The 12,317-nt window shown below is 65.3% G+C and carries 10 protein-coding genes; 2 read left to right on the forward strand and 8 right to left on the reverse strand.

What is annotated here, in order from left to right; all coding sequences use genetic code 11:
- Positions 1–83 precede the first annotated feature (83 nt).
- Complete coding sequence (gene rlmD / locus CHB87_RS15010; RefSeq protein ID WP_245818018.1) at positions 84–1,397, reverse strand: 23S rRNA (uracil(1939)-C(5))-methyltransferase RlmD; 1,314 nt, start codon at positions 1,395–1,397, stop codon at positions 84–86.
- A gap of 167 nt (positions 1,398–1,564) precedes the next feature.
- Between rlmD and CHB87_RS15015 the strand changes: the two genes are divergently transcribed.
- Positions 1,565–2,068: a hypothetical protein gene (locus tag CHB87_RS15015; RefSeq protein ID WP_089409251.1), complete on the forward strand. Its 504-nt coding sequence runs from the start codon at positions 1,565–1,567 to the stop codon at positions 2,066–2,068.
- Between the two features lie 60 nt (positions 2,069–2,128).
- Here the strand turns inward: CHB87_RS15015 and CHB87_RS15020 are convergent, their stop codons facing one another.
- The 4 genes from CHB87_RS15020 to nadC form a co-directional block, all read right to left on the reverse strand.
- Positions 2,129–2,842 (reverse strand): hypothetical protein, encoded by a 714-nt coding sequence (locus CHB87_RS15020; RefSeq protein ID WP_176441787.1) that lies wholly within the window; start codon positions 2,840–2,842, stop codon positions 2,129–2,131.
- A gap of 158 nt (positions 2,843–3,000) precedes the next feature.
- Positions 3,001–3,804, reverse strand: a complete 804-nt coding sequence (locus CHB87_RS15025; RefSeq protein WP_089409252.1) for a type III pantothenate kinase — start codon at positions 3,802–3,804, stop codon at positions 3,001–3,003.
- Positions 3,805–3,826: 22 nt separating this feature from the next.
- The gene (locus CHB87_RS15030; protein WP_089409253.1) at positions 3,827–4,627 is read right to left on the reverse strand and encodes a biotin--[acetyl-CoA-carboxylase] ligase; all 801 of its coding nucleotides are present in this window, start codon (positions 4,625–4,627) and stop codon (positions 3,827–3,829) included.
- Positions 4,617–5,513: a carboxylating nicotinate-nucleotide diphosphorylase gene (gene nadC / locus CHB87_RS15035; RefSeq protein ID WP_089409254.1), complete on the reverse strand. Its 897-nt coding sequence runs from the start codon at positions 5,511–5,513 to the stop codon at positions 4,617–4,619. Before nadC ends, CHB87_RS15030 begins: the two co-directional genes overlap by 11 nt.
- An 82-nt stretch (positions 5,514–5,595) precedes the next feature.
- Here nadC and CHB87_RS15040 point away from each other — a divergent pair, with 82 nt between their 5' ends.
- Positions 5,596–6,045, forward strand: coding sequence for a hypothetical protein (locus CHB87_RS15040; protein ID WP_245818019.1), 450 nt, complete (start codon positions 5,596–5,598; stop codon positions 6,043–6,045).
- Positions 6,046–6,867: 822 nt separating this feature from the next.
- Here CHB87_RS15040 and CHB87_RS15045 read toward each other — a convergent pair.
- The 3 genes from CHB87_RS15045 to rpe form a co-directional block, all read right to left on the reverse strand.
- A complete protein-coding gene (locus CHB87_RS15045) occupies positions 6,868–9,636 on the reverse strand; it encodes a valine--tRNA ligase (RefSeq protein WP_089409255.1) in 2,769 nt (922 codons plus the stop codon).
- Between the two features lie 90 nt (positions 9,637–9,726).
- Entirely contained in the window at positions 9,727–11,493 is a 1,767-nt protein-coding gene (bamD, locus tag CHB87_RS15050; RefSeq protein WP_089409256.1) for an outer membrane protein assembly factor BamD, read from the reverse strand.
- A gap of 92 nt (positions 11,494–11,585) precedes the next feature.
- Entirely contained in the window at positions 11,586–12,260 is a 675-nt protein-coding gene (rpe, locus tag CHB87_RS15055; RefSeq protein ID WP_089409339.1) for a ribulose-phosphate 3-epimerase, read from the reverse strand.
- Between the last annotated feature and the right edge of the window lie 57 nt (positions 12,261–12,317).

The following is a 12,317-nucleotide window of genomic DNA, read 5'->3' on the forward strand; positions in this document are numbered from 1 at the left end:
CGCGGTGCAACGACCAAAGCCAATACGGGGGTCTCTCCACTACGCTTCGCTTCGGTCGAGATGACGAGATTTTGGGCAGGAGACTACTGGTCTGCGAATCGCAGGACGACGACCGACTCCATATGGAAGGTCTGGGGGAAGAGGTCGACCATGTGCAACTGGTCGACGCGATAACCGGCGCCGGTCAGCACCTTCAGATCGCGGGCCAGGGTCACAGGGTCGCAGGAGACGTAGACCAGCTCCGGCGCGCGCAGGCGGCCGAGCAGATGGCAGCCCTCGGCGCCGACGCCGGCGCGCGGCGGGTCCATGACGATCAGCTCGGGGCGCGTGCGCTGCAGCACCTGGGCGCGCAGGAAGTCGAGCGTCGGCGCGTGGACGGCCTGCACCTTGCCGCTGGTCTTGCGTTCCACCTGTGCAAGATCGAGCGCCGCGACCTCGCCGCCCTCGACCGCGACGATCCGGTCAAATCCTGCCGCAAGCGCCTGAGAAAAAAGGCCTACGCCGGCGAAGAGATCCCAGGCGAGCGCGCCTTTGCGGCCGGCGGCGACGAGCGCAACCAGCTCCTCGACCAGGAAGCGGTTGACCTGGAAGAAGGCGCCGCGGCTGACCCAGTATTTTGTACCTGCGGCGTCGTAGTTCAGACCGGCCGCGCCCCAGTTTGCGCCGTCCCAGCCCTTGCGGGTGCGGCGGCTGAGCTCAGGGTCGAGCTTCATGCCCGCGCCGGTCAGCTCCGGCACGGCGGCCTTCACGCGCTCGCAGAATCCCGTAAAGCCTTCTTTTTCAAAGCGAGCGGTGTCGGCGTCGCGCAGGAAGAGGCCGATCTGCAGGCGGCTTTCGTCGGGTGCGCAGAAGAGTTCGACCTCGGTCGCGGCGGCTAGCCAACGTCTGCAAGTGGCGTCCTCGGCGGCCAGCCGGATGAGCGCTTCGGCCGCTCGCCAGAGCAGCGGGGCGGCGATGGGGCACATCGCGATGGGCAGGAACTCGTTCGACGCGCGACGGCTGTAGCCCACCTGCACCTTGCCCGCGACAACGGCGACGCGCATCCGCACACGGTTGCGATAGCCCCACGGGTCGGCTGTATGTGGTTGAATCGGAGGCAGTTCCGTCAGGCCCTCCGCAGCGAAGAGGACGCGCAGGATGCCTGCCTTCAGCTCCGTCTGGGTGGGGTAGCTGGCGTGCTGATACTGGCAGCCGCCGCATTGGCCGAAGTGGACGCAGGCGGGCGCGATCCGGGCGGGCGAAGGCTCGAGCACCGCCGCCAGCTCGCCGTCGCGGATCTCGACCAGCTCCCCCGGAAGGGCGTAGGACACGGAGATCTGCTTTCCGTCCGCCGTACCCTCGATCAAACCGCCGTACAAGGCCTTTTCCAGCCGAACCGTCTCCACCGCCACGTTCACCGCCCCTCAACCTCCATCCTACCCGTCCGGAGGCCGGCACAACTTTTTTGCGGCGTTGACGTTCTTATAACCAAGGCAGCGGGGCAAGGCTGGAAAAAGAAAGTCCAGCCTAAACCGGACGCTCAAGCATCAAACTGGTGTATGCCAGTCGCCCCGCAGGAGGGCCTATGAAATACCTTCGGTATCTCGCATTACTCAGCATCTTGATTCTCCCGTTCGGTTTCACCCAGACTGCCAATGCGCAGATTGGAGTCGGAATCGGTGTCGGCGTCCCTTATGGCGGTTACGGCTACGCTGCCCCGGTTTGCACTTACGGCTATTACGACTACGCTCCGTATGCCTGCGCGCCTTATGGCTACTACGGTCCTGAGTGGTTCAACGGCGGCATCTTCATCGGCGCCGGCCCGTGGTTCCGCGGCGGATGGGGCTATGGTCGCGGCGGCTACGGCTACCGTGGCGGTTACGGCTACCGCGGAGGTTACGCCGGTGGGTTCCGTGGCGGTTACGGCGCTCGCGGATATGTCGGTGGCGGCGCTCGCGGTGGCTTTGCCGGCGGCGGCGCACGTGGATTCTCCGGTGGCGGCGCGGCTCGTGGCGGCTTTGGCGGCGGCGGTGGAGCGCACGGCTTCTCCGGCGGCGGTGGTCATGGTGGCGGCGGCGGACGTCGCTAAGCTGCACAGAAACAACGAAAGGGCTGACGAATCTCGTCGGCCCTTTTTGTTTTGTCAGCCTTACTCGTGGCTCATGTAGAAGAGGCTCAGGCGGGGCAGGCCGCGAGCCTCCAGCAGGCGCTTCTGCAGGAATTGCTGCTGTACCTGTTTGATCTGGACGGCCTGCATCTTTCCCCGATAGGGGGCGAGTTCGCGGGCGGCCTGCTCGCGGAGTGCGACCAGCGTATCTTCCGGGGTCGAGGCCAGGACGGCGGCGACCATCTTCTCTTCGAGCACGGTCAGGGTGCGGTCCAGCTCTTCGAGCGGGCTGGCTGGGGTGAGCGCGTCGGCCAGTTCGCGGAGACGGAGTGCGGTCGCGGCGACCGATTCGTCATTCGTCTTTTCGAGCACGTTTGCATTCGTTCGCAGGTAGGCGGCGACGCGCTCGGTCTCGAAGCCGCTCTCGTGCTGCACATTGGCCGGAGCCATGCCGATGGCGGCCTCGGAGGCCTGCTCGGTCGCCTCCACCACGGCCTGCGAGACCCACGCGAGGCCGTTGACCTTGCGCGTCTTGCCGGGCGCGCGGGCGGCCTTGGCGTCGTGCTTGTCGAAGGCGTTGTCGATGCCGCGCAGGACGGCTTCGAGCGGTACGCCGGCCTCGCGCCAGCTCTCGATCAGCGCCCAGTCGACGGGCGAGAGCATGAGCAGGGAGCCGCGCCGCTGCTGGAAGCGCTCCTCGATCTCGGTGAAGTAGTTGAAATAGTTCAGCAATGGACTTGTTCCCTTGTTTGTCATTCCCGAAGGGAATCTGCTTTTCTTTTGCCGTTGCCTGTTCTTGATGGGATGGTTTCGTCGCAGCAAGAATAAGCAACGACAAATACGGGGCTCTCTCCACTCCGCCTCGCGATACAGCCGCGAGGCTCCGGTCGAGATGACGAGAGTTGCGGGGTACGTTAGACCCGGCGTCGCGAGCGTTCGAGGTTGCGCTCCCAAATGATTCTCAGCCCGGTCATGGTCAGGCGGTCGTCGACGAACTCGATGTACTTCGATCCGCCGGCGATGAGCTTTGCCAGGCCTCCGGTCCCGACGGTCTTGGTGTCGGGGGGCATCTCGGCCAGCATGCGTTCGAGGATGCCGTCGACCAGGCCGATGTAGCCGTAGTAGAGGCCGATCTGCAGGTTGTCGACCGTGCCGGTGCCGATGACCTTTCCTGGCTTTTTGACCTCCACGCGCGGCAGCCGGGCGGCCTTGGTGAAGAGTGCTTCCGCCGCGATGCCGAGTCCCGGCGCGATGGCGCCGCCGAGAAACTCGCCCTTGGCCGAGACGACGTCGAAGGTGGTCGCGGTGCCCATGTCGACGACGATGCAGGGCGCGCGGAAGCGGTCGTAGGCGGCGACGCAGTTGACGATGCGGTCGGCGCCGACCTCGCCGGGGTTGTCGGTCAGGACGGGCAGGCCGGTCTTGACGCCGGGTTCGATGAAGAGCGGACGAACCCTGAAGCTGGTCTCGCAGACGCGGCGCAGGGTGGCGTCGATAGGCGGCACGACGGATGCGATGACGATGCCGGTAACGACGTCGAGGCCGAGGCCTTTGTCGGCGAAGAGGCTGCGCATGACGATGCCGTACTCGTCGACCGTGCGGCGGTCGGCGGTGGTGATGCGCCAGTCCGCAATGACCTCGGGCGCGACGCCCTCGGCTGCGGGTTTGTAAAGCGCCATGACCGTATTCGAATTGCCTACATCGATTGCGAGCAGCATTGGGCCTCGTTTGTTTCCTATCTTATTCCGGCCGCACGCCGCCGGAGAGGACGGTGCGCACCGTGCCGGCGTCGTCCCGCACCTGCAAAAATCCGCGTGCATCGAGACCGCATGTTTCGCCAGTATATCCGCCCTGCTCGGGCACCTGGACGCGCATGCCGTTCACCCATGTGGAAGCATGGGCAAATCTTGCGAGCAGGGTGGAGTGCGCCATTTCGAGGGAGGTGATCTCGGCGTCGAGCGCGCGCAGCAGCGCGCTGAGCAACTCTTCGCGCGATACCGGATGCCCGGCGACGATGCGCAGGGACGTTGCCAGCTCGGCGAGGTCGGCTGGGAACTCTGCGTGGTTGATGTTGATGCCCACGCCGATGACGGCGTAGCGCAGCATGGCGGTCTCACCGGCTCGCGCGGGCAAGGCGGAGGACTCGACGAGGATGCCGCCGCACTTCTTCGCGCCGATCAGCAGGTCGTTCGGCCAGCGGATGTCGGCCCTCAGGCCGGAGGCTTCGGCGATCGCAGCCTGCGCGGCAAGGCCGGTTGCCAGCGAGAGCCAGAGGCCGCGTTCGAGCGGAAGCTGCGGCGTGACGAGCACGCTGACGTAGAGGCCGTCGCCCGCGGCCGAGTGCCAGCCATGGCCGCCGCGTCCGCGTCCGGCGGTCTGCTCGTCCGCGACCCAGACGCCAGCCGTCGCGCCGGACTGTGCGGCTTCGAGCGCAAGCTGGTTGGTCGAACCTACCGAGTCGAAGTGCTGGATGTGGCCTGCGAAGCGGGTTCCAATGAGCCGCTGATGCAGGCGCCCGAGGTCGAGCGGGCTAGCTGGCATCGAGCGAGATCCGCATGCTGAGGTCGACGGCCACGGCCGAGTGCGTCAGCGCGCCGACGGAGATGAAGTCCACGCCGGCAAGGGCGTAGTCGCGCACGGTCGCGAGGTTCATGTTGCCGGAGGCCTCGATCGGCACGCCGGGCAGGGCGGCGCGAATCTGCTTGACCGCCTTTTTCACGCCGGCCGGGGTCATGTTGTCGAGCAGGATGGACTCCGCTCCGCCCTGGATGGCCTCGTCGAGCTCCTGCTGGCTGCGGACCTCGACCTGGACGACCTGCTTGGCGCGGCGTCCGGCGAGCGCCTTGGCGAGGACGGTCGGCAGGCCGCCGCCGAGCGAGATGTGATTGTTCTTGATCAGGATGCCGTCCTGCAGGTCGAGCCGGTGGTTCACGCCTCCGCCGCAGCAGACGGCGTACTTGTCGAGCGAGCGCAGACCGGGGATGGTCTTGCGGGTGTCGAGGATGCGGGTCTGGGTGCCGGCGACGGCCTTCACGTACTCGTTCGTCAGCGTGGCGATGCCGCTCATGCGCTGCATCAGGTTCAGGATGACGCGCTCGCAGCTGAGGATGGCCGCCGCGTTGTAGCGGATGACCGCGATGGACTGGCCCTTCTTGACCTTTACGCCGTCGAAGATCTCGGGGTGGCTGATGACCTCGAAGCGGCCCATGGCCGGGGCGCCGGCTTTGGCGCGCAGGGCGGTGAAGGCCTCAAGAATAACGGGGATGGAGCCGAGGCCGGAGATGGTGCAGGCCTGCTTGGCCAGGATCGTGCCCGAAGCGCGCAGCTTGGGGTCGATCGTCAGCGCGGTGGTGACATCGCTCGCGGCCTTGTCTTCGACCAGCGCGCCCTCGAGGATGGTGCGGATGCGTTTGCTCTTCCAGTCCATGAGTCTATGGTAAACCCGTGGCTGGCTTCACAGGGCAAAAGCGGATTCCCGGCGGGAACGACAAACAAGAGAGACAAGTGTTATGAAACGGGCATCCAACGGTGTAGCCATGATGCCCCTGAGCCACCAGTTCGCCTACCTGCTGTTGCTTGCCCTGCCGATCGCCTGTGCGTCGTGGACGGTCACGCACGAGGAGGTCTTTCGCGAGCCGCGTGAGTTCTGCAAGGACAAGGCGCAGAACTGCAAGCCGCTGGTGACGCGGAAGTTTTTCTATCTCTTTACCTGCGAGTACTGCTTCTCGCACTATGTGACGGCATTTTTCCTCATCCTGACGCGGTTTCAGATGCTCTACGCGGGGTGGCGCGGGTATCTGATTGCGTGGTTTGCGCTGGTGTGGATCGCGAACGTTTACATGAGCGCGTTCAACCGGCTGCGGCTGGACATCAAGCACGAGAATGTGGAGATCGCGCACGTTCAGGCGGTGACGGAAAACGTTCAGGCGGTCCAGGCGAAGGTGGAAGCCACCACCTGACCGCGCCTCTCAAAGGCTCCGATGTTGCATGGGCCGAGGCGCGGGTCAGGCGCGACTAACGGTGCGGCATCGCCCTAAAGATGCCGCAGCTTCGGATGCACTGGCGACAGAGGGTGTCGCACCAGGCAAAGAGAGATGAACAGACCGAGCACGGGAAGGGCGATGAACGTTCCTAACCAGAAGGTCATATCCATGGCATTCTCCTCTCACTCCGCAAACAGATAGTCGCGGCAGTTAGTCCGAAGAAAGCGACCGTACCATGGGCTAACAGGTGGGTACGGGCGCTGCCGGAAGGTGCTCTTCCCAGCTACATTCGTTGTTCTATTCCTTCCTGCATACGTTTGGCAAGCGATGCGGCGCATAGAAGACGAAAATACAGCTTGCCAAAGTGGAAGAAGCCCGTTTTGGGCGTATACCGCACCAGAACGGGCTTTCCTCCCTGGTTTTACTGCTCCTCGCGCCAGTGCGGATACGGGTGCGAATCGTCATAGGCTCGCCAGAGCGAGATGGCGATGGCAACGATCGGCGGCACAAGCAGCACCCCGAGAAAGAACGTTGCGTCCATTGCAGTTCTCCTTTCTGTCCATGAACGACGTGGTTCAGGGTTAGTCCGAAGAATGCGTCCCACGCCACGGGCTAACAGGCACACGCGGGACCGTCGTTGAGGGATGAGGCTCCTCAGCGCCGAGAGCGTTTGTACTCCCTCCGGTGCAGGTTTGGCAAGCGGGATGGAACCAAAAAGAATGACCACGGAGCACGCGAATCGACATGGATTGAATCCGTGTCGATTCGCGTCGCTCCGTGGTCGTTTTTGCTGGGTTGTTATGCCTGCGGCAGAGCGTCGAGGCCGGCCTTCGTCTTATCGTAGAGTACGCGGGTCTCGGCGGCCTGCTTCTTCAGGCCTTCGACGATGTGGGCCGGCGCGCGGGCGACGAAGCCCTCGTTGCCGAGCTGCTTTTCGGCCGCGAGGAGTCCCTTTTCATACTTGGCGAGATCTTTCGTGAGGCGCTCGCGCTCGGCGGGAACGTCGATGACGCGCTCGTAGATGACCTGTACGTCGAAGCTCGCGGTCGAACGAGCGGCGTTGCCGGTGAGCGGCTCGACGGACGGCGAGACGCCGGAGACGCGGGCCATCTTGGCGAGGACGTCGGCGTTGGCGATGGCCATTTCGGTGACCTGCGCGCTACCGTGGATAAGGATCGGCGCGGCCTCCTTTTCCGGGACGCCCATCTCCTTGCGCAGGCCGCGGACGGTGACGATGAGCTGCTGGAGCTGTTCCATCGCCGGAACCGAGGGCTCGTCGGCATAGACGTCGACCGCAAGCGGGTAGCGGGTGAGGGCGATGGACTTTGCCGGAGGCTTGCCCTGATACAAGGCGTGCCAGATCTCCTCGGTGATGAACGGCATGAAGGGCGAGAGCAGGCGCAGGGCGGCCTCGAAGACGGCGACGAGGGCGGTGAGGGATGCTTCCGTTGCTGCCAGGTCGGCGCCTTCGTTGAAGTTCAGGCGCAGCTTGACCATCTCCAGGTACCAGTCGCAGAGGTCGCCCCAGAAGAACTGGTAGACGGCGTTCGCGGCCTCGTCGAAGCGGTAGGCGGCCAGTGCCGTGTCGACGGCGGCGCAGGTCGTGGAGAGTTTCGCGATGACCCAGCGGGTTTCGAGGGGTTGAGCCGGGTTATCGAGCAGCGCGGCTGCGAGCGCGGTCGTGTCGACCGTGATGCCCACTTCCTTCGCGCGGTCGATGTTCATGAAGAGGAAGCGTGCGGCGTTCCAGATCTTGTTGGCGAAGGCGCGGTAGCCGTCGGTGCGCTCCTCGCTGAAGGCGATGTCGGTGCCGGGCGAGGCCATGCTGGCGAGGGTGAAGCGCACGGCGTCGGTGCCGAAGCGGCCGATGATGCCGATGGGGTCGATGACATTGCCCTTGGTCTTCGACATCTTCTCGCGGTTGGCGTCGCGGACGAGGGCGTGGATGTAGACCTCGCGGAAGGGCACGGCCTCGGCGAGGGTGCGCTGGCTGCCATCGGCGTTCGGCACGTCGAGCATGAAGTGCGTGCCCAGCATGATCATGCGGGCGACCCAGAAGAAGAGGATGTCGAAGCCGGTGACGAGAAGGTCGGTCGGGTAGAAGGCCTCCATGTCCGGCGTGGTGTTGGGCCAGCCGAAGACGGTGAAGGGCAGCAGGCCGGACGAGAACCAGGTGTCGAGGACGTCGGTCTCCTGGGTGATTTCGGATGAGCCGCAGGTGGCGCAGCGGGTCGGCGTGGCGCGGTCGACGGTGATGGCGGAGCAGTCGCCGCAGTGCCAGGCGGGAATCTGGTGTCCCCACCAGAGCTGGCGGGAGATGCACCAGTCGTGGATGTTCTTCATCCACTCGTCGTAGGTCTTGCGGTACTGGTCGGGCGTGAATTTGATGTGACCCTGCTCGACGGCGGCGATGGCTTTGTCGGCGAGCGGCTGAATCCGGATGAACCACTGCTGCGAGAGGCGCGGTTCGATGGCGACGCCGGAGCGCTGGCTCATGCCGATGCTCATGGCGTGGTCTTTGATGTCGATCAGCGCGCCCGATTCGCGGAGGTCGGCGACGATCTTCTCGCGGGCCGCGTATCGCTCCAGGCCGTCGTAGGGCGAGCCGGGCAGGGCGATGTGCGCGGTCTTGTCGAGGATGGTGATGTTCGGCAGCTTGTGGCGCTGGCCGATGGCGAAGTCGTTGGGGTCGTGCGCGGGCGTCACCTTCACGGCGCCGGTGCCGAACTCCGGCTGGGCCCAGTCGTCGGCGACGACGGGGATCTCGCGGCCGACGAGGGGCAGAATCAGCAGCTTGCCGATGAAGGCGGTGTAGCGCTCGTCGTTGGGGTTTACGGCCACGGCGACGTCGCCCAGCATGGTCTCGGGGCGCGTGGTGGCGACCGTGATGGAGCCCGTGCCGTCGGCGAGGTCGTAGCGGATGTGGTAGATCTTGCCGATCTTGTCCTCGTGCGTGACCTCGAGGTCGGAGACGGCGGTCTGCTGCGCGGGATCCCAGTTGACGATATATTCGCCGCGATAGATCAGACCCTGCTCGTAGAGGCGGACGAAGGCCTCCTTCACGGCGATGGAGAGATTCTCGTCCATGGTGAAGTACTCGCGCGACCAGTCGACCGAGGCGCCGAGGCGCCGCATCTGGCTGGTGATGGCGCCGCCGTACTCGGCCTTCCACTTCCAGACGCGCTCGGTGAAGGCCTCGCGCCCGAGCTGCTCGCGCTTCAGGCCTTCGGCGGCGAGCTGGCGCTCGACCATCATCTGCGTGGCGATGCCGGCGTGGTCGGTGCCCGGAACCCAGAGCGCGGTCTCGCCCAGCATGCGATGCCAGCGGGTGAGGATGTCCATCTCGGTCTGGTTGAGCATATGGCCCATGTGCAGGCGCCCGGTGACGTTGGGCGGCGGCAGGAGCTGGGTGAAGGCCTCGGCCTTCTTGTCGGATGCGGCGACGTCGAAGAGGCGCTCGTCGACCCAGTACTTCGCCCACTTCTCCTCAATGGCGGAGGGATCGTAGGCCTTGGCTAGTTCGTTCGGATTCGGGGTCGTCGGTTGCGTGCTCTTCTCGTCGGTCATGGAACCTTAAGCCTAGCATCGCGGAGGGCGATTGAACGAAAAGGGGATGCAGCCGAAGCTGCATCCCCTTTGTTATGAAGCGGCCGCAGTCTAGAGCGGATCCAGCTTCTTCAGGCCCTTCTTCTTCTTGTGCTTGCTGGAGGACTCGTCGGCCTTGTCGAACTCCGGCTTGGCGTTCTTGCCGTTCGCGGCCGGCTTCTGGGCCTCCGCCTGCTTCGTGCCGGCGACGTCGTTGACCGAGCTGGGCGCCTCGGCGGGCTTTTCGATCGCGGGCAGGCTGGTCGTGTTCGCCGGGCCGACTGTCTTCAGACCCTCGTAGGCCGTAGGCGCGGCTGCGGGTGCGGTCGCCGGCGCAGTTGCGGGAGTGGTGATGATCTCGCCGCCGACGCCCGAGCCGTTCGAGTGATCGACACCGCCGCCGCCAGCCGGGACCGTCATGTTGATGCTCGATCCGGTGGGTGCGTCGGAGCTGGGAACCTCGTTCAACTGCAGCGGAGCGGGCGCGACCGGCGCCGTAACGGCTGTGGACCCGTCAGCCGGAGGCGCGGCAGCATCGGGCGCAGCCGCAGCCACGGGCTTGGCCATGGCAGGATTGACGGCTGCCTGAAAGTCCGCGACCACCTTGCGGCTGACCATCGGGGCCAGCGTCGGCTTGGGGTCGAGCAGCGTGGGTTCGCCGATGCGGGCCGAGGTGACGGTGTCCGGACGGTGCAGGATGAACAGGCCGAGACGATCGGTCAGCTTATAGGTGTGGCGGCTGTTCTCCATCGCGATGGAGGCGGCGACCTGCTCCTGCGACGGCACGGGAATCTCAAGGTTCATCGCGGCGAGACGATCGCGCGCATCCTCGACGTGCGCGGCGGCGGAGTGGTCGAGCACGACCTTGCGGTAGGCGTCGGCGGCGTTGCCGTCGTAGATCTGCTCCAACTGGGACCGGGCGGCCTCGGGCAGCGACTTCAGGCTGCGGATGTAGCGCGCCTCTGCCTCGTAGGCGTCGCCCAGACCGATGAGGGTGTCGTCCATGTGGCTGTACTGCGGATAGGTGTCGACGACGGTCTGGTAGCGCGCGATGGTGGCGGCCCAGTTCTCGTGGGTGGAGTAGAAGGCGGCGATCTCACTCTCGCGGGTGGCGAGAACCTCCTGCACGTCGCGCAGCTTCTGCTTGGCCTCGGGCACGAGGATGGAGTTGGGGTAGTCCGTCAGCATGCGGCGATACTCCTCCTCGGCGTGCGTCGCTTTGGAGTAGTCGCGGTCGGGCTTATCCATCTGGCGGAAGTAGATGTCGCCGATGCGCATCTGCGCCTCTGCCGCCTCGGGCGCGTTCGGGAAGAAGACGCGGAAGTCGGCGTACTCGCTCTCGGCCTGAGTAAGAGCCGCGGTGCCGCCCTCGTGGTACCAGCTATCGGCGATGGCGAGCTTGGCGCGCATCTGATACTGCGAGTCGGGGTAGGTGTTCAGCATCGTCTGGAGGTCCAGGCGTGCGACGTCGAAGTGACCCTTCTTGGTGGCCTCGATCGCCTTGTCGTAGAGCGCCTTGTCGGGCAGGGTGGAGTCCACGCCGGCGAGCACGTCGCTCTTGCGGGTCTTCTGCAGGCTCTTCTTGGTGTCCTTGGACTGGACGACCTTTTCATCCTTCTGCTGCTTGCGCTTCTTGCCGGTCGGCGCGGTCAGGGTCTCGCTCGCCTGCGGGGCTGCGTCCGGCGCCTGAGCAGCGGCGGGCGCGGGTGCCGGGGCGGCATCCTGTGCGCGGGCTGCGGTCGAAAGGGCCAGCAGGCCGGCGATGGCAAGGCTTGCGGCGAGACCGGCGCGGCGCGTGGGGAAGAACGAAGCGGTTGAAACGAAAGAAACTGCTGCCATATATCCAGAAACCTCTTCCAGCGCGCAGGGTCTGCGGCCGCCGGTGCCTTTATTTTATCCCGGCGGAGCCGGTTGCGCCGCCGTCTCCGGTGCTACTTCGCCGCCGCGCGCGCCAGCTTCAGAAACTCCTGCGCGTTGGCGATGGTCTTGTCCGGATTGCCCGGCGCGAAGATCGCCGAACCGGCCACAAGCATGTCCGCTCCTGCTTCGACCACCTGAGCGACCGTATCGTGAGCAACGCCGCCGTCGACTTCAATGCGAAAGTTCAGCCCGAGATCCTCGCGCAGCTCGACCAGATGGGCGATCTTGTCGAGCGCGAGGGGCAGAAACTTCTGCCCGCCGAAGCCCGGGTTGACGCTCATGATGAGCACATGGTGAAGCATCGGAAGGACTTCGATCAGCATCTCGACCGGCGTCGCGGGGTTGATGACCACCGCCGGCTTCATGCCGTGGACCGCGATCTGCTGGAGCGTCCGGTGCAGGTGGCGGCAGACCTCCTGGTGGACGCAGAGGATGTCGGCGCCGGCGGCGGCGAAGTCCGCGATGTAGGCGTCGGGGTTCTCGATCATCAGGTGACAGTCGAGCGGCAGCTTCGTGAGCGGCCGGATGGCCTTGACCACGGGCGGGCCGAAGGTGATGTTGGGGACGAAGTGTCCGTCCATCACGTCCACATGGACGATCGTGCCACCGCCGCGCTCGGCCGTGGCGATCTCTTCGCCGAGGCGCGCAAAGTCCGCCGCCAGAATCGAAAACGCAAGCTCTACCATGCTGAACAGTCTATCAGCGGCCGGCCGAATGCAAGACGGAAGCGGATCCTCGGCGAG

Origin of the sequence: Granulicella rosea, assembly GCF_900188085.1 — a bacterium.
Taxonomy (GTDB): Bacteria; Acidobacteriota; Terriglobia; order Terriglobales; family Acidobacteriaceae; genus Edaphobacter; species Edaphobacter rosea.